The 26,194-nt window shown below is 60.0% G+C and carries 20 protein-coding genes and 1 pseudogene; 19 read left to right on the top strand and 2 right to left on the bottom strand.

Features of this window, described 5'->3' with window-relative positions; genetic code table 11:
• Positions 1-156: 156 nt before the first annotated feature.
• The 19 genes and pseudogenes from AC0L18_RS23635 to AC0L18_RS23545 all read left to right on the top strand — a co-directional run.
• Positions 157-566 (top strand): annotated as a pseudogene (locus AC0L18_RS23635) (beta/alpha barrel domain-containing protein); the annotation flags it as partial.
• Between the two features lie 438 nt (positions 567-1,004).
• The gene (nifW, locus tag AC0L18_RS23630; protein WP_473494395.1) at positions 1,005-1,382 is read left to right on the top strand and encodes a nitrogenase stabilizing/protective protein NifW; all 378 of its coding nucleotides are present in this window, start codon (positions 1,005-1,007) and stop codon (positions 1,380-1,382) included.
• 182 nt (positions 1,383-1,564) lie between these two features.
• Positions 1,565-2,413 (top strand): electron transfer flavoprotein subunit beta/FixA family protein, encoded by an 849-nt coding sequence (locus AC0L18_RS23625; RefSeq protein ID WP_473494378.1) that lies wholly within the window; start codon positions 1,565-1,567, stop codon positions 2,411-2,413.
• An 18-nt stretch (positions 2,414-2,431) separates the two neighbouring features.
• On the top strand, positions 2,432-3,541 hold the full coding sequence (locus tag AC0L18_RS23620; protein WP_473494377.1) for an electron transfer flavoprotein subunit alpha/FixB family protein: 1,110 nt from the start codon (positions 2,432-2,434) through the stop codon (positions 3,539-3,541).
• Positions 3,542-3,552: 11 nt separating this feature from the next.
• Positions 3,553-4,860 carry an FAD-binding protein gene (locus AC0L18_RS23615; protein WP_473494376.1) on the top strand — a complete coding sequence of 436 codons (1,308 nt, stop codon included), beginning with the start codon at positions 3,553-3,555 and terminating at the stop codon, positions 4,858-4,860.
• A gap of 12 nt (positions 4,861-4,872) precedes the next feature.
• Positions 4,873-5,172: a ferredoxin family protein gene (locus AC0L18_RS23610; protein WP_473457739.1), complete on the top strand. Its 300-nt coding sequence runs from the start codon at positions 4,873-4,875 to the stop codon at positions 5,170-5,172.
• A 168-nt stretch (positions 5,173-5,340) separates the two neighbouring features.
• Entirely contained in the window at positions 5,341-7,095 is a 1,755-nt protein-coding gene (gene nifA / locus AC0L18_RS23605) for a nif-specific transcriptional activator NifA (RefSeq protein ID WP_473494375.1), read from the top strand.
• Between the two features lie 500 nt (positions 7,096-7,595).
• The gene (gene nifB, locus AC0L18_RS23600; protein WP_473494374.1) at positions 7,596-9,065 is read left to right on the top strand and encodes a nitrogenase cofactor biosynthesis protein NifB; all 1,470 of its coding nucleotides are present in this window, start codon (positions 7,596-7,598) and stop codon (positions 9,063-9,065) included.
• A gap of 32 nt (positions 9,066-9,097) precedes the next feature.
• Entirely contained in the window at positions 9,098-9,292 is a 195-nt protein-coding gene (locus tag AC0L18_RS23595) for a 4Fe-4S dicluster domain-containing protein (protein ID WP_008878193.1), read from the top strand.
• Positions 9,293-9,381: 89 nt separating this feature from the next.
• Positions 9,382-9,702, top strand: a complete 321-nt coding sequence (locus AC0L18_RS23590; RefSeq protein ID WP_473494373.1) for a nitrogen fixation protein NifZ — start codon at positions 9,382-9,384, stop codon at positions 9,700-9,702.
• Positions 9,699-9,911, top strand: a complete 213-nt coding sequence (gene nifT, locus AC0L18_RS23585) for a putative nitrogen fixation protein NifT (protein WP_473494372.1) — start codon at positions 9,699-9,701, stop codon at positions 9,909-9,911. The genes AC0L18_RS23590 and nifT overlap by 4 nt, the downstream gene beginning before the upstream one ends.
• A 38-nt stretch (positions 9,912-9,949) precedes the next feature.
• Entirely contained in the window at positions 9,950-10,834 is an 885-nt protein-coding gene (locus tag AC0L18_RS23580; protein ID WP_473494371.1) for an SIR2 family NAD-dependent protein deacylase, read from the top strand.
• Positions 10,835-10,927: 93 nt separating this feature from the next.
• Positions 10,928-12,790 (top strand): ABC transporter ATP-binding protein, encoded by a 1,863-nt coding sequence (locus tag AC0L18_RS23575; protein WP_473494370.1) that lies wholly within the window; start codon positions 10,928-10,930, stop codon positions 12,788-12,790.
• Positions 12,790-14,694 (top strand): ABC transporter ATP-binding protein, encoded by a 1,905-nt coding sequence (locus AC0L18_RS23570; protein ID WP_473494369.1) that lies wholly within the window; start codon positions 12,790-12,792, stop codon positions 14,692-14,694. The genes AC0L18_RS23575 and AC0L18_RS23570 overlap by 1 nt, the downstream gene beginning before the upstream one ends.
• Entirely contained in the window at positions 14,694-15,236 is a 543-nt protein-coding gene (locus tag AC0L18_RS23565) for an ATP-binding protein (RefSeq protein WP_473494368.1), read from the top strand. The genes AC0L18_RS23570 and AC0L18_RS23565 overlap by 1 nt, the downstream gene beginning before the upstream one ends.
• A gap of 676 nt (positions 15,237-15,912) precedes the next feature.
• On the top strand, positions 15,913-16,200 hold the full coding sequence (locus AC0L18_RS23560) for a tyrosine-type recombinase/integrase (protein ID WP_473494394.1): 288 nt from the start codon (positions 15,913-15,915) through the stop codon (positions 16,198-16,200).
• 539 nt (positions 16,201-16,739) lie between these two features.
• On the top strand, positions 16,740-17,504 hold the full coding sequence (locus AC0L18_RS23555; protein ID WP_473494367.1) for a hypothetical protein: 765 nt from the start codon (positions 16,740-16,742) through the stop codon (positions 17,502-17,504).
• A 383-nt stretch (positions 17,505-17,887) separates the two neighbouring features.
• Positions 17,888-18,499 (top strand): hypothetical protein, encoded by a 612-nt coding sequence (locus AC0L18_RS23550; protein ID WP_473494366.1) that lies wholly within the window; start codon positions 17,888-17,890, stop codon positions 18,497-18,499.
• A gap of 441 nt (positions 18,500-18,940) precedes the next feature.
• Positions 18,941-19,624, top strand: coding sequence for a hypothetical protein (locus AC0L18_RS23545; RefSeq protein ID WP_473494365.1), 684 nt, complete (start codon positions 18,941-18,943; stop codon positions 19,622-19,624).
• 22 nt (positions 19,625-19,646) lie between these two features.
• Here the strand turns inward: AC0L18_RS23545 and AC0L18_RS23540 are convergent, their stop codons facing one another.
• The gene (locus tag AC0L18_RS23540; protein WP_473494364.1) at positions 19,647-25,175 is read right to left on the bottom strand and encodes a DEAD/DEAH box helicase; all 5,529 of its coding nucleotides are present in this window, start codon (positions 25,173-25,175) and stop codon (positions 19,647-19,649) included.
• A complete protein-coding gene (locus tag AC0L18_RS23535; protein WP_473494363.1) occupies positions 25,175-26,191 on the bottom strand; it encodes a hypothetical protein in 1,017 nt (338 codons plus the stop codon). The genes AC0L18_RS23540 and AC0L18_RS23535 overlap by 1 nt, the downstream gene beginning before the upstream one ends.
• Positions 26,192-26,194: the final 3 nt, after the last annotated feature.

Raw genomic sequence — 26,194 nt, 5'->3', positions numbered from 1 at the left:
GAGCGGTCGGATCTTTCTCAAGGATACTACCCTGCGCGAGGGCGAGCAGGCACCCGGCGTTGCCTTGACGGTGGCGGGAGGCTTGCGATCGAGAACGACGCAATTTGCGCCGCGGTCGCACGGAGTGTCTCGGTGCGGCTCACGGCATGGCGCCGGATGACCTCACGGGATCTCCATGCATCGGTCGAGAGCGGCGTCCGCGCCCTCAATCTTTCGTTGTCTGCATCGGATGTCCAGCTTGCCACCAAGCTCGGGCTAGTCCGGGAACGAGCGCTAAAGCTCATCGAGCATATGGTCGGGCGCGCGGCCGCCAGCGGCTTTTTCCTCGCCCTGGGCTCTGAGGATGCTGGCATACCAGCCCAGGACTATCTCTCCCGCCTTATTAAGACGGCGGCGCGCGCCGGCGCAAGCCGCGTCAGCCTGGTCGATTTTGTCAGCGCCCTCGATCCCCTTTCGACCTTCGACCTTGTCACCCGCTCGCAGCGAAGTCTCCCGTCGACCTCGAATTCCATGCGCATAACGATCTCGGCCTCAATACCGCCAACACGGTGGCCGCGATCCGCGCCGGCGCGCGCCATGCCTCGGTCGTCCTTGGAGTCGGCGAGCGCGCGGGCAATGCCGCACGCGAAGGTGGCCGCCGCGATGGCTGTCCTTCAGGATGCAGATACCGAAGTCGGCCTCACCGCATTGCCCCCCTTGGCGGCCGAGGAGACCTCGGGCGGGGCCGAGCGCCAATCCGGAGACAGTCGAGCCCATCCCGCTCGGGCCCTGCGGGCCCTTGCGTCAGCCCCCTCGCTCGCTTCCAAGCGGGGCCGGCTGCCTCCATGGAGATCGACCAGTTGTACCGCGCGACGTCCGGTCTCGGCACCGGAGGCAGTTGTGTCGACGAGGCGATTGCCGCGCTGGCTCATCGCATTCGTTCATCAAACCGCGGCTTTCGGGGCTGCATGTCGAATGTGCGACTAACGCACCAGAACCACCGTTTCCGACAAAGGGAGAACGCAATGAGTTGTTCCGCTGACAGCAGTTCCATCGACGTCACCAACATCCTCGCGCGACTGAAAGGCCTGTCGTCCGCGGAGGAGTTCTTCGCTGTCCTTGGCGTCTCGTATGATCCGAAGGTGCTCAATGTCTCACGGCTCCACATCCTCAAGCGTGTGGGCCAATACCTTGCCGAGGAAGATTTCTCCGGTTCGCCCGACCAGGTGATCGCCGCGCGCATGCGCGCCATGCTGGAACGCGCCTACGAGGAGTTCGCGCTTTCCTCGCCGCTCACGCACCGGGTTTTCAAGGTGCTCCAAGACCACAATCCGAACAAACCTCACACGCCAGGCCGCACATTCGTTCCATTCGACTCCGTCCTGAAGCGGTTCGGCGAATAAACGCTACATAGTTGCGACGCGACAATGTCGACAAGCCGACAATTCGGGCACCGAAACCGGGGGCCTCTGGAATGATCAATGGAATTTAAAAGGAAAGACACTCGCAAAACACTTGGCACGAACAATGCAAACAAGAACTCGCACCGCCAGCTCGCATCGGGATAACAGCGTAGAGAACGCCAATGCACATTGTCGTCAGCATTAAGCAGGTGCCGGACTCGGCACAGATACGGGTCCATCCGGTGACGAACACCATCATGCGTCAGGGTGTGCCGACCATCATCAACCCTTACGACCTATTCGCCCTGGAAGAAGCACTCAGGCTACGCGACGCTTATGGCGGGCAGGTCACAGCGCTCACTATGGGTCCACCCATGGCAGAGGACTCCCTGCGCAAGGCGCTCGGCTACGGCGCCGATCGCGCAGTGCTTTTGACCGACCGCTATTTTGCCGGTTCCGACACACTGGCGACCTCCTTTGCTCTTTCCCAGGCAATCGCGAAGATCGGCGAGACGTTCGGCACGCCGGACGTGGTCTTCACGGGCAAACAGACGATCGACGGCGACACCGCTCAAGTCGGGCCCGGCATCGCCAAGCGTCTCGATCTCCTTCAACTCACCTATGTCGCGAAAATCGCCTCCATTGATCTTGATGCAGGCGAGATCACGGTCGAGCGCCGGTGCGAGGGCGGCACCCAGAAGCTGAAGAGCAAGCTGCCTTGCCTCATCACCATGCTGGAAGGCACGAACGAGATGCGCCGGGGCTCGATCGAAGACGCCCTTTGCGCCGCGCGCAGCCAGATTGTGAAATGGAGTGCGGCCGAGGCCGGCATTGAAGATCTCACCAAATGCGGCTTGCGTGGCTCGCCGACGGTCGTCAAACGCGTTTTTGCCCCTAGCGCCCGTTCGGAAAAGGCGGAGCAAATTGAGACTGCCGAAAAGACGCTGCGCGATGCCGCAGACGAACTGATTGGTGCAATCTTCACCCGCCAGCCGGCGCTGGAACCGGAACTCGCCTTCGAGGGCGCGTGACGGCAAGGAGCAGACCATATGTCGAGCACGAACTCAGACACTCCTCGCCAGCCCCCCGGCCGTGCCGGCATGAAGAAGGAGCTTCCTGAGCGTTTCAGGGACTATAGGCACGTCTGGGTTTTCATCGAGCTCGAACGCGGCCAGGTCCACCCCGTATCCTTCGAGCTGCTTGGCGAGGGCCGCAAGCTGGCGGACAAACTTGGCGTCCAGCTCGCGGGCGCTGTGCTCGGACCCCCGGGAGAAGCCACCCAGAACGCAGTCGCCGAGGCCTTCGCCTATGGCGCCGACCTCGTCTACTTCGTCGAGGCGCCGGTGCTCGCCGACTATCGTAATGAGCCTTTCACCAAGGCGATGACCGATCTGGTTGCTACTTACAAACCCGAGATCCTGCTTCTCGGTGCAACCACGCTCGGCAGGGATCTCGCCGGTTCTGTCGCAACAACCTTGCTGACAGGGCTAACGGCCGACTGCACCGAACTTGACGTGGATGCTGACGGTTCGCTCGCCGCGACTCGCCCGACTTTCGGCGGTTCCTTGCTATGCACGATCTACACGCTCAATTACAGGCCGCAGATGGCGACGGTGCGACCGAGGGTCATGCCCATGCCGCAGCGGGCCGACAGAGCGATCGGGCGTGTCATCGCGCACAAGCTGTCGCTAGCCGAGGATGAAATCGTGACCAAGGTGCTAGGATTCCTTCCGGACAGCCAGTCGGGTAACGCCAATCTCGCCTATGCGGATGTGGTGGTTGCGGGAGGGCTCGGTCTTGGCGGAGCGGAGAACCTGCAGCTTGTGAAGAGTCTCGCGCGAGTGATAGGCGCCGAATTCGGCTGTTCGCGGCCGCTGGTCCAAAAGGGCTGGATGTCGGCCGATCGGCAGATCGGCCAAACAGGCAAGACAATCCGGCCGAAGCTTTACATAGCGGCCGGTATTTCCGGCGCCATCCAGCACCGCGTTGGAGTTGAGGGAGCCGATCTCATCGTGGCCATCAACACCGACCCGAACGCGCCGATTTTCGATTTCGCTCACCTCGGGATCGTCACCGATGCCGTTCGCTTCCTGCCGGCGCTGACCGAGGCCTTCACCCGGCGGCTGTCACCGCACAGTCGCGACAAGCTTGCGAGCTAAGGGAGATGGAGATGATCAAGGAAAAGTTCGACGCCATTGTCATCGGCGCTGGTATGTCCGGGAACGCAGCTGCCTACACTATGGCAAGCGACGGCTTGAAGGTGCTGCAGTTGGAGCGAGGTGAATATCCGGGCTCCAAGAATGTCCAGGGCGCCATCATGTACGCGAACATGCTGGAGAAGATCGTCCCGGATTTCCGGGATGATGCACCGCTCGAGCGGCATCTGGTTGAACAGCGGCTCTGGGTGATGGACGACACCTCCCACACCGGGATTCACTATCGGTCGGACGACTTCAACGAGGTGAAGCCCAACCGCTATACGATCATTCGTGCCCAGTTCGATAAATGGTTTTCGCGCAGGGTGCGCGAGGCCGGAGCGACGGTTCTGTGCGAGACGACGGTGACGGAACTCGTCAGTGACGCCAAGGGCAAGGTGATCGGCGTCCGCACGGATCGGGCCGGCGGAGCGATCTACGCGGACGTAGTTGTTCTTGCAGAAGGTGTCTGCGGGCTGCTTGGCACGCGGGGCGGTCTTCGCAAGATGCTGAAGCCGGAAGCGGTGGCGCTCGCAGTAAAGGAGATGCATTTCCTGCCCGAAGAGGTCATTGAGCAGCGGTTCGGGGTCAAAGGGAGTGAAGGCTGCGTGATCGAGGCAGTCGGCACGATATCCCACGGCATGGCCGGGCTCGGGTTCCTCTACACCAACAAGGAATCGATCTCACTGGGCATCGGCTGCCTCGTCTCGGATTTCGCCGCGAAGATGGAGAGCCCTTACGCCCTTCTCGACGCGCTAAAAAACCATCCTTCGATCCGGCCGCTGATCGCCGGTTCGGAGGTGAAAGAATACGCGGCGCATCTCATTCCCGAAGGTGGCTACAAGGCTATTCCGCAGCTCTTTGGCGACGGTTGGGTCGTTGTCGGCGATGCCGCGCAATTAAACAACGCCGTTCACCGCGAAGGTTCGAACCTCGCCATGACCTCCGGTCGCATTGCGGCTGAGGCTATCATCCAGGTGAAGAGACGCAACGATCCAATGACCAAACGGAACCTCGCCCTTTACCAGACGATGCTGGATAAATCCTTCGTAGTCAAAGACCTGCGGAAATACAAAGACATGCCAGCTTTACTCCACACTAACGCCGGCAATTTCTTCACGACCTACCCGCGGTTGATGTCGCAAGCCGCGCAAAACTTCATGCGTGTCGACGGCACGCCAAAGATCGAAAAGGAAAAGGCGACCACGGCAGCCTTCATCAAGGCGCGCTCGCGGTTGGGGCTGGTCAGCGACGTGATCCGCCTGGCCTTGGCGTGGCGGTGAGGTACTGACGACATGACGAACCCAGGGACAGAATTACGTGTCGAAGACAAGCTTTACCAGAACCGTTATCTGGTGGACTCCGGCCGTCCGCATATAAAGGTACGACCGCACAAGCAACCAAGCGCGAATCTGCTCGCGCTGACCCGCGTCTGTCCAGCGAAATGCTATGAGTTGAACGACAAAGGTCAAGTTGAAATCACCGCCGATGGCTGCATGGAGTGCGGCACCTGCCGCGTTTTGTGCGAGGCCAGCGGCGAGATCGAATGGAATTATCCGCGTGGTGGCTTCGGCGTCCTCTTCAAGTTCGGATGATCGGCTTTGGCACCGTTTCGGCGGGTGTGCACCTGTGTACTCCCGAACTCGCGACAAAGCGCAATCTTGCCGACACCATCTCGCCAAATTGCGGAGCGAGAGAATTTCCTGAACTGATGAAAAGGCGCTTAGGAGGGGCACCCTGACCACAACCGCTGAGGTCTTTCCATGGCTCACATATCCCCGGATCGGGTCAACGAAGCAGGACGTCGAGACACCTTCCGCAAACCCGCTAGTGATGGGATGTTCGAAGCAGATGACTGGCTCAGGGGAATCTACGAGGTTTCGAAGGCGCTGACGGCTCCCGACCGGCTGGAGGTTACGCTGGCAAATGTCGCGAACACTCTCCCGTCGTTTGTGCAAATGCGTCACGGAGCAATCTTTGTCCTGGACTCTGAAGGTGAGCCGGAGATCGCCGTGAGTGCTGGCAGCGCCCGATCAGGCACTCACCCCATCATACCAAAGGCCGCAATAAACCAAATCGTCGCTACGGGCACGCGGCTCGTCATCGCGGACCTCAGCACGTCCGAGCTGTTTCAGGCCGACCTTCAAACACGTCCTGGTGTCAGTTCCCTCCCGATGGCCTTTATCGGTATCCCGGTTAAGGCTGAGGACAGGATTCTTGGGACGTTGTCGATCGTAAGAGACAGCGCAAACGGGTCCCGCTACGAAGAGGACATCTGCTTCCTGACGATGGTGGCCAACCTCGTCGGCCGCACTATTCGCCTGCATCGCGACTTGACTAGGGATCGTGAGCGGCGCGTCGATGAGCGCTGGACAGCGGAGAATTCGTCCGATGAGGACCGGACCGACCCCGTCCCGCATGCGCCCGTCAAGATGGATGGGATCATCGGGGAGAGCCCCGCACTCAAGCAGGTTCTCGAAACCGTCTCCATTGTAGCAAGGACGAATTCCACCGTGCTCCTGAGGGGCGAAAGCGGCACCGGCAAGGAGTTTTTCGCGCAAGCCATACATAGGCTCTCGCGCCGGCGGAGGAAGTCTTTCGTCAAGTTGAACTGCGCCGCACTGTCGGAAAGCGTTCTGGAGTCGGAGCTGTTCGGACATGAAAAAGGCGCCTTCACCGGGGCAATTTCCCAGCGCGCCGGCCGTTTTGAATTGGCAAACGGGGGAACGCTGCTACTCGACGAAATCGGCGAGATTTCGCCTGCCTTCCAAGCCAAGCTGTTACGCGTCTTGCAGGAAGGCGAACTGGAGCGTGTTGGCGGTACCAAGACGCTGCAGGTGGACGTGCGACTTATATGCGCCACCAACAGGGATCTCGAGTCGGCTGTCGTAAACGGGGATTTCAGGGCCGACCTTTATTATCGCATCAATGTGGTGCCAATCATCCTGCCTCCGCTCAGAGAGCGACCGGGGGATATTCCTCGCCTTGCGAACGCCTTCCTCGAACGATTCAACAACGACAACCATCTCGAACTCGCCTTCGCGCCGTCGGCGCTCGAGTTTATCTCGCAATGCTACTTCCCTGGTAACGTCCGCGAATTGGAGAACTGCGTGCAAAGGACGGCCACGCTGGCGCGTTCAAGGACGATCGCTCCATCGGATTTTGCCTGCAACAATAACCAATGCCTGTCTTGGCTCCTCTGGAAAAAAGCTGATCATTCGCTCAGCGGCAATACCGGCAACCAGCGCTTTCGAAGCAATATAATGCCCGCCGGATTGCCGATGCCGGCCGGGCGATTCGGCGCCCCGCAGGATAACGTGCGGCCCCATACTGCCGACCCTGCAAACGATCCCGCTCTCCCTGCAATAGGCCCGCGCCTGACGGAACGCGATCGGCTGATCGGCGCGATGGAGAAGGTCGGCTGGGTTCAGGCCAAGGCCGCCCGTGTCCTCGGCGTCACGCCGCGACAGGTCGGATACGCTTTGCGCCGACACGGTATCGATGTGAAGAAATTCTAGCATTCTCATGACGTGGAGAACGAGAACACTGCGCCAGCTACGCGAAATGTGTCGGAGCCCGGGCCAAAGCTGCGCGAGTGTGTGATGCTGTCACACCCCTTCATCACCCGCCCTTGCCGACGTCTTGCCGATCGCACAGAAAGGAGTCACCCCACTCTCCTGAATCGGAACCATGCAGACCCAAGTGAGCAGTGGCAACTTTAGCGCGGACGAGCTCGCCGTCGCCGAGACCGACATCCTCGTCGGAAGACCGGTCGGGAGTTGTGCCGAGGGCGATCACGGCCGAGCGGCCGACGCGGGATTTCTATCTTGAACTGATGTCCGGCCGGGTCGTCTTCCTCACCTTCTAACATAGTCCTGTTAGAAGTCCGACAAAGCTATGTCGGAGCAACTCCATGATATCCGACGCGCAAAGCCAATTCGTGAACTAGCGCCACCTTTTCAGTTGGCATTGCTCTTGCGCTTCGAACCGCGACGTTAACCCGTAACGGAGCCCTTCAATGGCCGCACCGGTGATTTCAGTTGACGCGAGGTTCTCCGACCAGTTGCTGGTGAGCGCGAAGTCGGGTGGCTGCGCATCTTCCTCCTGCGGGTCGACGACAAGGCCGGACGATGTGGATCCGGCCATCTGGGACAAGATCAAGGATCACCCGTGCTTTTCAGAAGAGGCGCACCACTATTTCGCGCGCATGCACGTCGCCGTAGCGCCGGCCTGCAATGTCCAGTGCAACTACTGCAATCGCAAATATGATTGCGCCAACGAAAGCCGGCCCGGGGTTGTCTCGGAAAAGCTGACGCCCGATCAGGCAGTACGCAAGGTGATCGCGGTCGCCAATGAAGTGCCGCAGCTTTCCGTGCTTGGGATCGCCGGACCGGGCGATGCCTGCTACGACTGGGAGAAGACGAAGGCGACGTTCGAACGCGTCGTCAGGGAAATCCCCGACGTCAAGCTCTGCGTCTCTACGAACGGGCTCGCGCTGCCGGACCACGTTGACGAGCTTGCCGACATGAATGTCGATCACGTGACGATCACGATCAACATGGTCGATCCGGAAGTCGGCGCAAAGATCTATCCCTGGATCTTTTACGACCATCGCCGCTACGTCGGCATCCAAGCCACCAGAATTCTGCACGAGCGGCAGATGCTGGGGTTAGAGATGCTGAGCGCGCGCGGCATCCTCACCAAAATCAATTCGGTGATGATCCCTGGAGTGAACGACCAGCACCTGATTGAGGTGAATAAGTGGGTCAAGCAGCGCGGCGCGTTCCTGCACAACGTCATGCCTCTGATTTCCGACCCGGCGCACGGCACGCACTACGGACTGACCGGGCAGCGCGGTCCAAATGCAATGGAGATGAAGGCTCTTCAGGATCGTCTTGAAGGCGGCGCCAAGTTGATGCGCCACTGCCGGCAGTGCCGGGCAGATGCCGTCGGCCTGCTGGGTGAGGATCGTGGCCAGGAATTCACACTGGACCAGATTCCCGGCGAGCTCACCTACGATGCCGGCAAGCGCGAAGCCTATCGGGAGCTGGTCACGGAGGAGCGCCGTGATCGCCTGGCAGCCAGGAGCGAAGCGATCGGAATGGTCAAGACAACGAGCTCCGGCAAGTCCCTCCTCGTTGCGGTGGCGACTAAGGGCGGCGGCCGCGTTAACGAACACTTCGGCCATGCCAAGGAATTCCAGGTGTATGAAGCGTCGCCGATAGGGATCAACTTTATCGGGCACCGCAAGGTTGAGCAGTATTGCCTCGGGGGTTGGGGCGAGAAGGCCACTCTCGACGGGGTCATCGCTGCACTTGGAGGCGTAGACATAGTGCTTTGCGTCAAAATTGGAGATTGCCCCAAGGATCAGCTCGCGGCCGCCGGTATCCGAGCAACCGACGCTTACGGCCATGACTACATCGAAACGGCAATCAGCTCGATTTACGCCGCCGAGTCCGGCGTCCAGGCACTCGCCGCGACGGCCTGAACCTATCTCATTTACTCGAATCAGGAATCAAAATGGCTTTCAAGATCATCGCATCCCAATGCACACAATGCGGCGCCTGCGAATTCGAATGCCCGTCGGGTGCGATCAAGTTCAAAGGCGAGAGCTACGTGGTCGAGCTGCAGAAGTGCACCGAATGCGAGGGAGCTTTCGACACTCAGCAATGTGCTTCGGTGTGTCCTGTGCCGAAGACCTGCGTTCCTGCCTGAGTCCACTGGGTACCCACACAACTGGCTGCCCCGGGGAATGTCTGCGCGCCTCATCAATGACACTAGCCTCAGAGAACGAAGGAACCGCCATGCGGCCCGCACGCGAACAGGAGGTGGAAATCCGCAGACCTCCCCAATTTCAGCCGGGAGAACGGGTCCGTGCCACTCGCCACATTAAGAATGACGGCACCTATCCTGGCAGGGAGATCGGCGAAAATCTCGTGCGCAAGGGCGAAGAGGGTTATGTGCGCGACATTGGCACGTTTCTACAGCAGTTCTTCATCTACGCGGTCGAATGGATCGACCGTGGGACGGTCGTCGGCATGCGAACGCGTGAATTGACGAGCCTCGACAAAGCCGACGCTCCCTGCAGTGCCGAAGAAAACGCCAATAAAGGAACGGCCGCATGAAAGTAATGATCCGCAGGACCGAGGCCGGGTTGTCGGCGTATGTCCCCAAAAAGGATCTCGAGGAGCCGATTATCAAGCTCGAGAACCAGGACCTGTGGGGCGGGGTCGTAACGCTCAGGAACGGCTGGCGGCTCCTCCTTCCCGATCTTCCGCCGCATACGCGTCTGCCGATCACCGTCGAGGCAAGGAAGCTTTCCGACGGGGACTGATGCCGCCCGTCAATGAGAGGCGTCAAGAGGAAACGAGCATGAACACGATCCCGACCTCGGGCCACCTAGTCGTCGTCCGGGACAGTTTTGCCCGAAAGCTGCTTGAGCTGGCCAGACGAGCGTTAGTCTCCGATCAGGTGATCCCGTATCTCGGTCCGGGTCTCCTCCGGCTCAGCTCTGCTGAGCCGCCCGTGCCGTGTACCCCCGAAGCCGTTGCCGAGGCACTCAACACGCGGGCGCCAGCCCCCTCGAAGATCCGCACCAATATGTGGTCGGTCGCGCAGTTCATCGAACAGCGCCGGCATCGCCGCACACTTCAAGCTTGGATGACTGATATATTTGCGGGGCCGGCGGCGCCGAGCATCCTCCACGCTTGGCTCGCAAAACTCCCGCTCTCTCTCATCATCGACAGTTGGTACGAAGGCGCCATGCGCGCGGCGCTGGCAGAGGCCGGCCGAACCGAGGTCGTCGAGATACAAGGCGTTACGCGGGCGAACGAAGTTGGCGACATTTGGACCAAAACTTACGACTTGTCGGGAAGGGAACTCGAGGCTGGAGCAGCGACGAAGACGGTTCTCTATGCGCCACATGGCAGTATTAGGCCGGCCGCAAATTTCCTCATTGCCGATTCCGACTATGTCGAAGCCCTGACTGAAATCGATATCCAGACGCCTATCCCTGACGTGGTCAAGGAACGACGCGTCGACCGGGGCTTTTTCTTCGTCGGCTGCCGCTTCAATGATCAGATGCTGCGCACTTACGCCAGGCAGATCATGAAGCGCTCAGAAGGCCCCCATTACGCGATAATGGACGGGCAAACGCTGACCAGAAACGAATCCCGTTTCCTTGCCGCAAGCGGAATCACGGTGATCGACATGCCAGCGAGCGAAGCCGTGGCGCAACTCGCCGGATCAGCATGTTGAGCCGATGGTGGCCAGGATCCACTTGGAGGGACGTCTTTGATGTGAGTCGACCGGCTCGCTTCCGAAGGCGCAAAATTCAGTCGGGGGCACTCGGTGGGCAGTGATGCTGTTGGCACGACCTCTCTCAAATCGTCCGCGCATGTAAAAGCGGCCGGGTGGGGCCGGGGCTTGAGCACGCTACTGCGCATTACGCGCATGAATTTGAGGCACCCGTGGCAGGTCGCGTTAGCTATCGGTTCGACGATGGTAGCCGTAATCCTGCAGTTGCTCATTCCCCAGCTTCTCGGCCGGGCTGTCGACCAGACCCAACTAGCCATCGGGGGCGGTGTCACGGTGACGGCTGCAGAACAAGCCCTCTGGACTCCTGCTCTCCTGCTGCTCGGCGCGAGTATGCTACGCGGCCTCTTTACGATGGCGCAAAACTACTTTGCCGAAGCCGTCGGGCACCACGTCGCGTACGAACTGCGGCTTGCTTGTTACGACAAGGTCCAGCGCCTGAGCTTTTCCTTTCACGACCGGGTGCATTCAGGCGACCTGATCACCCTCGGCATCCTCGATCTCGACGGCGTGCGGATGTATTTTTCCACCGCCCTGGTTAGGTTCTTTCTGCTCACCATGCTAATCGGGATAGGCGCCTGCATGATGATCTCAACCGATCCGGTGCTCGGTTTGATCGCGCTGAGCTTCGTGCCTTTCGTAGCCTGGCGATCGTCGGTCACCCAGCTTAAGCTACGCGCCATCTGGCTCGACCTGCAGGAACGGCTTTCCGTCCTGGGCCGCGTGATGGAGGAAAATCTCGCGGGCATCCGCGTTGTCCGGGCGTTTTCGGCACAGGCTCATGAGATGGCGAAGTTCGACATCGCCTCGACAAACGCGCTCGAACTCGCGCACGAGCAGGTTGACGTGTACGTGCCCAACACGTCGGCAATGACCCTCGCCTTCTTTGTCGCCATGGGGTTGGTCCTCTGGGTCGGTTGCGACAAACTCATCGCCGGCCAGATCAGCGTTGGAACGCTCACGACGTTCCTGACGTTCATGACGATCCTGCAAATGCCCGTCCGCCAAATCGGACTGATGGTCAACGGCTTTGCCCGCGCTTACACTTGCGGTTCGCGCCTCTTCAGTCTGCTCGACCAGGACATCACGATCGGGGATGCTTCGGGTGCAAGACCGCTCGAGATCGGTGAAGGAACTCTGCGCTTCGACAATGTCTCGTTTGCATATCCCGGCACCGGAAACCGCGTCATTCTAAAGAATATTACCTTCTGCGCCCGTAGGGGCGAGACGATCGCGATCGTGGGTCCGCCGGGTTCTGGCAAGTCGACAATTGCTCACCTGATCCCCCGCTTTTACGACGTCACTGGTGGCACCATCATGCTTGACGGGCAGGACATCCGCGGGGTCACCCTCGCATCACTTCGCAAGGCGGTCGCGGTCGTACAGCAGGATGCATTCCTGTTCACAACCACGATCGAGAACAACATCGCTTATGGCGACCCCTGGGCGAAGGAACGGCCGATCGAGCGCGCTAGCGAATCCGCCCAGTTGCACAATTACATTCTCGGCCTCCCCGCTGGCTACAAGACGGTCGTCGGCGAACGTGGCGCCTCTCTCTCTGGCGGCCAGCGTCAGCGTCTCACCATAGCTCGCACGATGATGTTGCGCCCATCAATCGTCGTTTTCGACGACTCAACGGCCGCGATCGACGCCGCCACAGAGCAGCGCATCCGCGCGGCGATAAGGCGTTTCGCCAAGGATAGGGTGACGATCATCATCGCCCACCGGCTGAGTTCACTCAAGCACGCCGACCGGATTCTGTTTGTCGACAACGGCGAGATCGTGGAACGCGGCACCCATCAAGAGCTTTTGGCCAAGCGAGGACGCTATAAAGCCCTTTATGATCTTCAGTTGCGCCCGGGAGATGACATTGCGACCACGTTTGGAGGCGCTCCCTGATGGCCAAGCGGCACGCCAACGAACTCGAAATCGAACCGAATGATAGCGGTAGACGCCCTCCGCGCGCGGTCGTCGGGTCCCATCGCATCGAGGAGGAGATCTTTGGCCGGGCTTTCGACAAGAACATCATTCGCCGCATATGGGCCTTCGTTCGTCCCTACCGAGCCATGGCGGTCGTCTCGCTTGCCGCATTGCTGATTTTCACTGGCACGCAGCTTCTCATCCCGCTGATCATCCGCTACGCGATCGACCACGCCATAACTCCGGCAGGCGCTGATGCCTTCGCCCTGCTTGAGGCCGCCATCGCGTTTGCGCTTGCCATTCTGGTTAATTTCGGCGCCGCCTACGCGCAAGAAACCGTGGTAGGGAAAATGGCCGAGAACGTCCTCTTCGACATCCGCCGCGCCATGTTTGCCCATCTGCAGAAGGTATCGCTCTCCTTCATGGACAAAACCGAGGTAGGACGCCTGATGTCTCGCCTTCAGGGCGACGTCAACTCTATCCACGAATTTCTCGAAAACTCGATCTACTCCGTAGGCGACATTGCGCTTCTCTTCGGCATCATCTTCGTAATGCTGTCGGTCAACTTCAACCTCGGCTTTCTGACGCTCTCGGTCTTGCCGGCCCTGTTGATTATCCGCATCGTGTGGCTGCCGCGTGCCCGCGAGGCCTTCATGGCTGCACAAGAGACCAATTCAGTCGTCAACGGCGCATTGGCCGAAGCGATTCAAGGCGTCCGAACCGTCCAGTCCATGGACCGCCAGTACGTCAACTTCGTATTGTATGACGACAAGGCACATGCCGACCTCACGACCCACCTGACCGCTGCCAAATATGCACAGGTCATGGTCCCGATCATCGATGGCCTCACCGGCCTCGCCATGGCTGTCGTCATTGTGGTCGGTGGCTCCATGATCATGAATGGCCGCGTCGATGTGGGCGTATTGGTTGCCTACATATTCTATATCCAACGCTTCTTTGACCCAATTCGCTCACTTACTCTGCAATATTCCGTCATGCAGCGCGCAATGGCCTCCGGCAAGCGCCTGACCGATGTGCTCGACGTCAGGATCGAGGTCCAGGACAAACCGGATGCCAGGATCCTTGCGCCCGAAATGGACGGCTCGGTCGAGTTCAGGAGCGTCACGTTCGGGTACGATCCCAAACAGCCGGTGCTGAAAAACGTCTCTTTCCGGGTCAATCCCGGCGAGACGGTCGCCTTAGTCGGGCCGACCGGCTCTGGCAAATCGAGCGCGATGGCCCTCGTCCATCGCTTCTATGATATTCAGCAAGGCCAAGTGCTGGTCGGCGGACATGATGTGCGCGATCTCACACAGGAATCGCTCGGCAACCAGATCGCCATGGTGCTGCAGGAGCCGTTTCTGTTCACCGGGACGGTTTTCGAGAACATCCGCTACCGCAAGACGGAAGTCACGCGCGAGAAGGTGATCGAGGCCGCCAAGGTGGTCGGAGCCCACGACTTCATCATGAGCCTTCCCGACAGGTATGAAACTCAACTCGGCGAACGCGGCGGCAATCTTTCTCTCGGCCAGCGCCAGCTTGTCAGTTTCGCCCGCGCTCTCGTCGCCGACGCCAAGATCCTTGTTCTTGACGAGGCCACCGCCAACATCGACAGCTACACGGAAATGCTCATCCAGAAAGCTCTCAGAAAACTCCTGGAAGGCCGCACCGGGCTTGTCATCGCCCACCGTCTCGCCACAATCCGTGGTGCCGATCGCATCATCGTGCTTCAGAACGGCCAGGTTATTGAGACCGGCAACCATGACAAACTGATGGCTATGGGCGGGCTCTATTCCAAACTCTACAATCTGAACTACTCGTCATTCGACGACATTCCCGAAGAGGAAGCCGATCCGACGGGACAAGCCGCCTCTCGTACCTGATGCTCCTCGCGAGCCGTATCGGACCGTCCACTCGTTCAGGGGCAGCGGCGAAAGCGCGGACAGCGATTGCGCTAAATCCCGGACGGCCATGGGAATCTGATCATCGCCGGCAGACCGGAACCGGCAAGTCGTGGCTGGCCGGCGCCTTCGGCCGGCAAGCAGCAGGGCTCGATCGTTTCGGTGCTCTATGTGCGCGTGCCGCCCTGTTCGAGGATTGCGCTCGCCCATCCCGGTGGACGCTTCCCACGCCTTCGATCAGGATCACCCGCTCGCAACTGCTCGTCCTCGATGGCTTCGGAACCCACTCTCTTACCGAGCAACAGCGCTCGCATCTGTTCGAAATCGTCGAGGAACGATATCGCCGCACCGCCCAAGTCCCGGTGGCGAGATGGCACGACCACATCGCACCTTCGCCGACGCCATTCTCGAACGGATCGTGCAAACGCACCCGCACATCGGATCGTGCTCCAGGGCGACAGAATGCGGGAGCAAAAATGCCGCGCCCCTTGACCGGCCGGAAACGGCGAAAGCACCATCCGTGAACGCAAAGGCACCCAAGGACCGTCGCCGCCAAACTGCCCGAGATGGCGAAACACTGTCCGAGAATTTTGCGGAACCCCTGTCCGGCTGTTGCGAAATGCGCATCGATGCCCAATCGGCACAGTTCACCAGGCAATATGGAGCTCCCAAGTTTAGCGTCGAACCGCCTGCTTTGTCCTCACCAAGTTATCTTACCCGAGCCGCACTCCCGTGACCTTTCGGTCGCGATAGCGCTGCCCAAGGCGCTGGACTGGTGACTCTAGGCATCGATATCGGCCTGATGCAGCGGTGCACGGCCTAGCGGTCAAGGTCGAACCAGTTGATCTCGCGCGTATCGCCGTCAAGAGGCTTGGCCTCATTGGCAAAGGGCATGAGCGCGACAGGCGGCCTACTCAGGATGAGCTCGACAGACTAATCGCACATTTCGATGCAAATCCTCGTCAGGTAGCACCCGTTAGCCAGGTCATACGTTTCGCCGTCGCGACCGCGATGCGCCAGGAGGAAGTGCGTTGGTCCGACTTGGATTCTCGCACCCGGATGCTTCTCATCCGTGACCGCAAAGATCCTCTGAACAAGAATTGCAACAATCAGCGCATACCATTATTCGCGGCAACCGAATACGATGCGTGGGCCATTGTCGCGGAGTAGCGGGCAAGGCGCAACAACGATGATGATCGAATTTTCCCATTCAGTCATAAGTCAGTCGGGACCGCCTTCCGTCGAGGGTGCGCAGAACTGAACATCCACGACCTTCATTTTCATGACTTGCGCCACGACGGGACAAGCCGCCTTTTCGAGGCCGGATTCACGATTGAACAAGCAGCGCTGGTCACGGGTCACAAGGATTGGAAGATGTTGCTACGATATACGCATCTCAAGCCGGAAATGCTTCATACGATTATAGCAGCGAGAGCGGCCAAGCGAAGCTGGGCGCACCAGCAAAGTCGTTCATTTTCTGCATTGTAGATGATGAGAACCTCGAAACACCTAAGGTTCGGATGTAGGCAGTGCCTGCTCAGAAGGCTAACATCTGTATAATGGGTTTTGTCATATGCAGAATTGGAGCTCGGGAAATGACTGCGAACGATAGCCGTTTCAACGGAAAGAAGACCTACAAGGCCGGTAGCGCCAGCTCGACCATCTATGACATTCTCAGCAGCCGCATCCTAGGGCGGGCAGCGCGAGTAAGGCCGTGTACGAAATCCGCGGAAATTCCATCGCCTCCATAGCTCAGTTCGAAAATTCACAAGGCGGGTAGCGCAAGCATGGCCGTCTATGAAAATACGCTAAGGGGCGCCGCCCTCGCGCCCGCAAGAAGGCCGAGCCTCGGCTACGCCTGCGGCCGCATCAATCCCTCCTGCAGTTGCAACCCCGGACCTCGCCGGTCAGACATGGGTGCTGGGCACCCCTTTGCCAATAAAAAAGCTCCCGTTCGAGGCATAGGAAGGTAAGGTCGCAGGCCCTCATAGTAATGTGCTAACGCCTATTGGATGGGAGGCACCAGCATGAGAAACTACGCATTATTCCAGATGTGGGGACCCTCACGGGAGTCCCTGATTAGCAGCCACCAGTTCTACGTCGAACAGGCCCGCAAACGCGTGCTGTCACAGTTCGAGAACATGGAAGAGGAAGCCGACAAGGCGGCCGAGGACTGGCTGGAGCAAAGCAATGACCGGTTTGATCCCGACCTGCACGATTCAGGGGATTTCTATGAGGCTGCCCGCGACGCCGGCATCCAATTTTATCAACTCTTGAGCGACATGCGCAACCAGACCCGGCTGAGCGTCGTCGCCGGGATGTTCCACGAGTGGGAGAAACAGCTGCGGGACTGGCTGGTGCGGGAAACACGGCGCTGGCACCGAGGCGACACGGCAACCGCGAAAGTCTGGTCAGCGGATTTCGGCAAGATCGCAGACCTCCTGGAGAGTTTCGGCTGGAAGGTCCGGAGCACGGACTACTTCAAGGCGCTCGACGCGTGCCGGCTGGTGGTCAACGTCTACAAGCATGGCGACGGACCATCTCTGAAGGACCTGAAGGCGACGTATCCTGAGTATCTCGACGATCGGCTTAGTGGTTCGGGTTTGCCAGGGACTTTGGACTTGGTGGACTACACGAACCTCAAGGTCAGTGATGACCAGTTTCAGACGTTCTCAGACGCGATTGTCGCGTTCTGGCGAGACGTTCCGGAAAATGTCGTTGGTGGCCAGGAGAAAATGCCTGATTGGTTTGAAAAAGCCATTCTGAGCGATCGCGCGGTCCAACAGTCGTAGGATCGCACTACGCTATTGGGGCACCCGCTGCTGGCGGCAGTAGGGATGGCCGCCGACCATTTCTATGGTGCCACAGGTGCCGGGACCGCAGATGCTAGCTGGACTGTCCGCCTTGCAAGGGGTGCCGTGGACCGTTTTGGGTGGAAAAGGCGACTGCCGACAACGGCCCGCCGACGGGCACTTTCGCGCTCAGCCTCCCTGTCTAACCCTAAAAGCGCGGAAAATTATCGGTAGCTGAATTTTCCGCGCTTTTGGATTCGCGAACGCGAATTTTCCGCGCTTATAAACTGAGCGGAGCTATTTAAATCGCTTGAGGAACCAAACCGTTGCGACAGTATCAGCGAGCGAACGGAGCAGACCGACACCAACATGGAGGCGAAGCAATGGAAAAAACCCTGAAGCGCCGCGTCGGCCGCCCGATTGGCAGCGGCGTCAAGAACGACGATCAGGCCCTTACCAAGGTCGCCGGTATCTTGCTGGACAATCCAGCCATGAAGGCGACTACGGCCATGAGACGGGTCCTCAGTAGTATGCCCGTTTCACGTCCGGAGACAGACGTGACTTTGATCCGTCGATGGCAGGGCCGTTGGAAGCTGAACGGACAGAAGTTCATTGACGAAGCGGCGGCAACGAGAGCTGCGCGAGCGGCCTCGCGCACGACTTCATCCGGCTCCGGCTCGGCTAGTGAGAACCTTCTGAGGATGGCCAAAGAGACGGCGGGTATTTACAATTTTTTCGGAATGACAGCTGTCCAAAAGGCCGCGGCTGGATATTTCGATACGCCACTCCACAGGGAAGTACACGGTCTCTTGGACTCATTGGCGCATAGGACAGCGCTGGGTCTCCACGAATCGTCCATTCAACGAGAATTGCAGCGCATGACGGAATCCACCGTCATGGGAGCCACGCTGAAGGCTTTGGAGGAGCACAATCGCTACGTTGCCGCGCTAAAAAATGGGGTTGAGACAGCACACCACCTGAGAAACGGCAATTGACGCCGGCCCGGCGCGCGTCAGGTTCGGCAAGGGCACGATTTCGGTTCGATTGGGACGGAAAAATCTCGGTTTGTAGAATAACTTTCTAAAATGGTCCTTTTGCCTTTGACGCCTGCAAGGGTGCCTCATGCTTGCGCCGTAAAACGCAACACGAGCGCAGACGGTTCAGTCTGTCGTTTGAACCTGGAATTTGCTGAAGGCTACCGAACCAATGGACAAGATCACGATCGACTTCTGGGGTTTTGCAATAGCAGCCGAAGGGTTTTACGGCGTCTTGGCCGCGTCCGTGTTGGTCGTGGCGATTGTCATTGTGTTGAAGGTCGGAAGGCGTCGGGGTGCATAGATTCGGCCACGTGCATGGCCCCTCCCCAGCCAAAACAAGTAATCGAGCATCGCCGGTCCTATCCGTGATATTGTGTTGCCAAGTACTGGGAGGTGCAGATGACCGATTCACACAAACCTATCGAGCCGCCACAAGCACATCCAGGTGGAGCTTTGCTGCGCGGTGCAGCCGAAGGTATTGCGGGACTGATCCCTGGTGCAGACCTTGTGACCAACATTCTTCGGGTCACCCATCCTCCCAAGGAAGAGAAGGAACGAGGTCAATGGGAGAAGGATATCTCTCAACGCACAAATGAGCATAGTGCCAAGTTTGCCAGTTTGGACCGAGCTGTTCGCGAACTAGTCGGCGCCTACATCACGGCCAATACGGTCCATCAACACGCCAGCCAGGCGGGGCAGCTATCTTTCTTCCGATCGGGGATGTTGCGGTCGCTCGAAGCGATTGCTGCTGGTCGAGGCACTCAGCAGGACCAAGAGCGGCTGCGGGAACAGTTGAAAGCCACCGGGCCTGAGGTGAACGATCTTATTCAAGGACTTACCATTGCGCGCGACAGCTTGAGTGAAGATGCTGAAACCCTCGAGTTTTCGCACGGACTCGATGAGATAATTTATGGTCCGTTCGGCAAAGAACCCATCCGTGAGCGCATCGAAGAGGTCACCAGGACTGACCTGTCTGCGTCATATCTGCCCTCTCTAGCCGAACGGATTTGCAACGACATTGAGCAGTTCAACAGGGCAGTTATCGCGCTTGGGCGTTCCGCGCTCAGGGGCGAGGCTGCGTGAGCAAACTCGATCCACTGCCGGACTACTGCTTACCTAGAAGCGCGTTACGCACCATTTGATGTTCGTCCGGCAGGTTGCGCCCGAGGATGAACTCATTGAGCACCATGGTGGATGTCACCGCGGGCAGTTGCCCGAACGAGTGCCCCTGCCATTCCGGCGCCAGCAGCGCCGGGCGCAAGCCAATGGCGACCTGTCGTTCCCGGTGACCTACGACGAGCGGCACTGCGACACCATGGATCTCCGCCGGGCTCCTGCATTCAAAACCCTCCAGTTCGAGCAGCCGTTTGAGGTTGCGCAGCAAACCGGCCTGCGCTGCCGGTGCCTTCTCCTTAGGCAGCGTGCCGTCGAGCGCGTAGCGGAGCAGTTCAGCACCGAGGTTTCGGTCAAGACGTTCCTTGAGGTACTGGTTATGATAGTGCCGCAGGCAACTCTCGCATGACTGCTCGCAGTGGGCGGGGCACTCCTCCAATAGCGTGAGGGTCTGCTGGAGGATTTCCTCGATGTTCCTCGCCGCGAGATCGGCGTAGCCGGCACCACCGGACAAAGTATCGTAAAGGTAGACGTCGAGCAGCAGCGTGTCATCCTCCCGGTTCGGGACGATACGGAACCCAGCACCGAACTCAGAAGGATCGAGATCGATTTGTGGATGCCGGCTGGCTGCAAGGCGCAAGCCTTCGGCAACCGAGTACAGGGCGTCTTCGAGTATCCTCAACTGCAAGGGGTCTCCCGTTTCGGTGACAAGCGGCTGCCTCAGGCTGATACGCAGCAACAGCAAATCGGTGGAGAAGACGTGGCCTAGAAACACGTTTTCATAGGTACCAGAACACTGATGAGCCGGCCTCGGCTTCCCGTACGAGAACTCAATCTTGTAGGGTCGGCTGTGTGACGCGTGCGGCTGCTCGTCGACCGAGGCGCGTCCGCACTGGTTGCAGATCCAGAATCCGCTGCGACCGCCCGACGTCTCCTGTCCCTTGTTGACAGTCACCAACTGGCGGTCAGTGGTGACTACGTACATGACGTTGCGGCCGACGGTTCGCAGACTGGGCAGATCATCCTTACCCACCGGGACGGGAAACTGCGCGGCCGTCGCGTAGGTAATGTCCTGATCGCGATCATCGTCCTTGAGCGCCCTGCCTTCCTCCGGCAGGAAGACCTGGGGCACCACCATGTGGGTGTGTTTCAGGTCGCTTTCGCACACCGGGCAACGCGCCCCGCCCTGTGTAACGTCATTCAAATCCGCAACAAAGCTGCAATTCTCACAGTGCACCAAAGTGTGACGTTCCTCAAAGATCGCCTCGGCACGATTCTCGACGTCGGGCAATGTGTTCGCGACCACCCCGCCGGAGCGATAGGTTTCCTTGTTGATGACAATCAGGCGTCCGGGGGCATATTCGCTCAGTGCCTTGCCAATGGACTGCTGCGGCCGTTCGACGACCTCCATCTTCCACTCGTTGTTGCGCTGAATCAGGCGCTCCACAAGGAAACTCGATAGGTCCGTGGGGAAAGCATAGCTGGGCAGCAAACCCTTGGCGAATAGGAACTCCAGCAGTTCTTGATCAGCGATGGCCTCGCGCTCGGAACGCCGGTCCTCCTCCTCCTCGCCGCCTTCGGCAGCTTCACCTTCACTTGCTGCGGTTGCTGCTGCCATTTCAGCCCGGAAACGGGCGAGAGTCGCCAGCAGGTCCGCGGCCTCTTCGCCGATCCAGGCGTCGATCGTTCGGGGGACGACGCGGAGGTCGTCCGGCAGCCAGTTGCGAATCAGAGGGCGCAACTGGCCGGTTGGCGCAAGAAGCTCCTGACGCACCCACATGTCGAAGCTTGCGATATCGAGCCCCGACATCGGCTCGCCGAGGAAAAAGTCCGTAGCCTTGCCAAGTGCCCGGAACAGGGCAGACGATCCCGCCCCGACGGATACATCGTGGTGGTCCATGTAGTTGTGGAAAAACGTTTGGAAGAGGTAGGCGACGATGTGGCGCCGCGCGATCTTTGGGTTGTCGACCTTGACGTCGGGATTGCGGGGATCGCCAGCGACGATCTGTTCCGGGTTGTTGTAATAGTAGCCGTCGTGAGGGCCATTCTGCGCATAGGTCAGCACGGTTGAAAGCGACGAGCCGCGGCGTCCCGCCCGGCCGGCTCGCTGCTGGTAGTTCTCCCGCTGCGGCGGCACGTTGCGCAGGCCTACCGCAACCAGGGAGCCGATATCGACACCCACTTCCATGGTCGTGGTGCAGCTCAGCACGTCTATCGGCTTGTCTGACTTCGCGATACGGACGTCCTTGAAACGCAGTTCAAATTGTTCGGTGGTCGCGTGTACCCGCGCATTGTCGCGGTTTGACAATTGGGCGGTATGTTCCTCGACTGAAATACTGCGCAGTTGCGCACCGCCTGTCAGCACACGTTCCACCGGCGCACGCCAAAAGCCCTTGCGTGCCCTGATATACTCGCTCTGGGAAGGCGTGACCGATTCCAGGGATCCTGAACCGCAAGCCGCGCAATGACGATGAACAGTCATCGGCAACAGCGCGGTGCAGTCGTTGCAATGATGCCAGGTCATGTCCAGGTCGATGTGAACGATGACCTTGGCGGGATCGATGAAGATCGCGCCGGCGGAGTCAGCCAGCCCCAGTTCGTTCGCGAGCTCCTTCTCGACCAAACCGAGGGTCGCCAGGTCGATCTGCAGGGCGGCGGCCAGCGCGGGCCGGATTCCCCTCGGAAAAGCGCCGTTGCTGCCCCACGCGTTCCTCCAGCGGCCTGCCGCCGACCCGCGGACGTTGCCTTCGATGGTATGGTCAAAGGCGTAGCCGTCCGCCACATGCATCAGCCACGCGGCGGCCAGGCCGGACATGTCTGCGGCGGAAAGCGTTGGAAACAAAGGGGCAGCCACACTAACAAGCTTCGCCAGCGAGCGCCGGGCCGGAAAGAGGCAACCCACCGTCGTGCCGGCCAGCGAGTAATATCGGCCGCACAGTTGCCTGAGGAGAGCCACCCTGTAGCGGCTGGGCGGCGGTCCAGGGTCGAAGTCGGCCAGCAATTCCTCGATAGGTTGGTCTGCATGGTCCTTTTGGAGGCGCTTCACCTGGTCCTCGATCGTCTGCGCGTCCTCCCGGTCAAAGATTGGCAAATTACTGTCGCTCAGAACCTTGAGCACGGCGATGTAAAGACCGCGGTCAGGCCGCGGTTCGCGACCCGCCTGGAGCAGCGCCCGTGTGGCCAGCGCCAACACTTGCCGAAAAATGTCTTGCTCTACCTCCCGCGGAATATCCCGAGCCAACCGGGCCGCCTTCTGCCGGCCGTCCGAAAAGAGGAGGACCTTGCGACCGCCATTAGGATACTCGCGGGTTTCGGTCCGCGAAGCCGGTTGGCTGTCCAACTGCGTCTTCACCAAGTTTGCGAAAGGCGCCTCGCCCTTGGTGGCGTGGTCCATAATAGTGGATGTCTCACTGCGCAGAGTTGGTTCACCGCAGGCACAGCAATTGCCAAATCTTACGCCGTTCTTGACCCAGTCCTGGTTCTGGGTGGGCAGATAGACGCGGATAAAACCTTCTGCCGGCCGCTCGGTGCTGTAATCAAGACGGCCGCTCCGGATGTCGAGCCAGGCGGAAACGCAGTCGAGAAAGCTCGGGGTGGGCGGTTCCATCAGCACTTCCACCTCGACTAGCGGCGGCTGGCGACCTTCACGGAATGGCCCGGACGGCGTGCTCCAGAGGAAATCAGGTTGCGGTCCATCTGCGTAGCCCCGCAAGTAGGCGGTACCGCACTCACGGTGCGTCAGGAGCTCGAAGACCCGTCCACCGCACTGGCACTGCCGGCGGTGGTGGGTGTGCAGCCTGCCGAGAATCCGGCCAGGTCCCTGATGGCGTGCATGGGAACAGTTCGGATCGACGCAGGCGCATAGCCCCGGCAGGCCGCGAAAGAACATGTGCAGGCGGGTGGGCAAGAGTACGCGGTCGTCCGCTTTGCGGCGCGCAAAGGGGGCCAGCGCAAGCAGGGCCGCTAGTGCGCGAGTACCGTCGGGATGGTGCTCAAACAGTTGCTCCTGCAGGGTATCCAGCGCGAGGGCCTTGCCGGATACAAGCTCGATGAGCCTTTCGAGCACTGGAAAACCGGTAAGGTTGGCAAACAAGTAGTCGGGCAGGTCTTCGGCCGACGTCGGTTCCGACCAGCCCAACCCAGCGGCCAACGCGGCTACCGCGTCTCGCGCAGTCTCTGGATGGGTTGCGTATTGTTCGAAAGCTGCCAAATCAAAAACCGCGAGCACGTCGGTCACGCGGTCGCTAGGCTGGCCGCTGCCGTGGCGCTGTTCACGCGTACCGGTGATAACCGCGAACCCACGCGGCGATTGGCGTGGCAATCCAGTGAGATTGCGCGCGAACTCGTCGATCGCTGCCTCAGCGGCTGTACCCTGCCCCAAGCTGGCGCTGGTCAAGATGAAGCGCACGCGCTCACGTGGCACGTCAAGACGTGCGAGCAAGCGTCTGATCAGCAGAGCAACCTCCGCACCGCCAGCGCCCCGATACATGTGCGCCTCGTCGAGCACCAGAATCAGCTCATTGGCGCTGTCGGCGTGCAGCCACTCCTTCGTCTGCTGGAAAATGGACCGCTCGATTGGCCGCATCAGCATGTATTCGAGCATCGAGTAGTTGGTGATAAGGATATCCGGGCATGCCCGCTGGGTTTCATCGCGAGTCATCATCTCGCGGTCGCCAGGCTGGGTGATCAGACGGCGATCCCAGTGGCGATAGCGCCGTGGTGCACCGCCCTTTGGGTTGGGCTTCAGTTCCTCGTGTTGCTTGCCATAAAACGCGGTCAGGTCCTTTGACGGCCATTGCCCAATCTTGGTAAGGCCTGACACTGTCTCGGGAGTCGCCATCAGGGGCAGGTAAAAGCTCTCGAACAGCGGTTCGATACGCTCGCCGTCGCGCTTGGCCGAGCGCAGTCCTGGATAGGGCGATCGGCCGGTGTAACTGCCAAAGCGCACCGGCCGGGCGCGACCCGTCGAAACAATAGCCGATGCAACCTCGTCGCCGAACAGCCGGCGAATGCGGCCCAGTTGATCATTGACCAGAGCGTTCATCGGATAGAGCAGCAAGGCACGGCAGCCCGGCAGCGCCGCCGTGGCTGGCCGATCGTGTGCCTCTTGCGTCAGTTGGCCGATGATCGGCATCAGAAAGCTCTCGGTCTTTCCCGAGCCGGTACCGGTGGCGACGATGAGATCAGAGCCCGCGAAATACCTCTCAAGGGCTTGCGCCTGATGGACGTAGGGCCGGGGAAACAAGCCGACTTTTGCCGCTGCAAGCTCCGCCAACACCCTTGCCACCGCTGGTGGCAGCTCAAGTTGGTCATAGGGAGCCCCCAGTTCATAAACCGGAGTAGACTCAACAAATGGAGCCTGCGCGACCGCACCGTCCTCCTGCAGCAGCAGCCGCCGCTCTTGGATGAGTGCTTGGTTGCGCACGTGGTATTGCGCCTCAATGTAGCCGCGCAGGCTTGCGCCCAGCCGGCCAACCGTGGCGTGTACTCCGTGCTCGCTCTGCTCGACCCCGTTGCTCATCACACTCCCCCTCTCAGTCTTATCCCAAGCCGCCCAAGCGCATGTGCGACGAACGGCATGGCGCTGACCGGGAAAGCCATGGAGCGGACTGACCGGGGAGTTGGGCCTTCACATTCCCACCCAAGCGCCAGAACGCGGGCCTCCTCCATGGGCAGATCCTTGGCCAGCGTAACCTGCACCAAATCATTGTCCCGCCTGGCATTTAAAGTGCGTGTAGCGCGAAGCGCGTCATCGTAGGCAAAGCGGAACCGACGCGCGTGTCCATGGTCGACGGAAGTTGCGCGCCGCAGTAATAGCCCGCCGGCCGTGGGCTCTAACTCTCCGAGATAGTACGGTCGATTGTAGAGCGACGTTGGCTTTGCCTGCGCCCGGCACAGCCGCAAGGAAACACCGGCAAGTTCAACCTCGCGGGCATTTATCCAGCGTGATCGCGACTGCCGCACGGCTTGGTCCGGAGCGTACACTTCGAGGTGGTCGGCTGGCATTACCGCCTGCTGGAGACGTGGGCGATAGATCTTGAGTGCCTTGCCCATCCAAACGCCGATGGGTTCGGTGCGACCGAGCCAATCATCAAAGCTCTGCACGACCATCTGCGTGGCGCCGGCATTCGCATAGCGCATGACACCTGCCGCGACAAATCCGCCTGACGGGAGAGCGCCCAGCAAGAAGGACAAGCCACCCGATAGTGCAACGGCGCGCGGAGGTGTCGACTTCCAGTAGCCTCCAGGTGACCGCCAAAGGTCGCCCGTTTCCTCAAGCGCCTCCAGCACCTTGTTAGCCAGCGGACGCGCCTCGGCAGGCGCGAGCAAGCCCCCAAGATTCGTTTCGATCATGTCGGTGAGGCGCCCCGTGAACACGCCATGACCATCCCGCGCTCCGTCTGCATCGCATGCAGCGTGGAGGTGCGCCGCAATGAACGCGCGCCGAACCGCCTCTGGGGGGCCTTGAATCGACAAGCCGACCATCGCACTCGCCAACACCTCGGAGGCGGAAAGGAGACGCAGTGACAGGGCCATCTC

It is taken from the genome of Mesorhizobium sp. WSM4819 (genome assembly GCF_055811215.1).
Note: the sequence above shows the minus strand (reverse complement) of the source record. Positions and strands in the feature narration are given on the sequence as shown.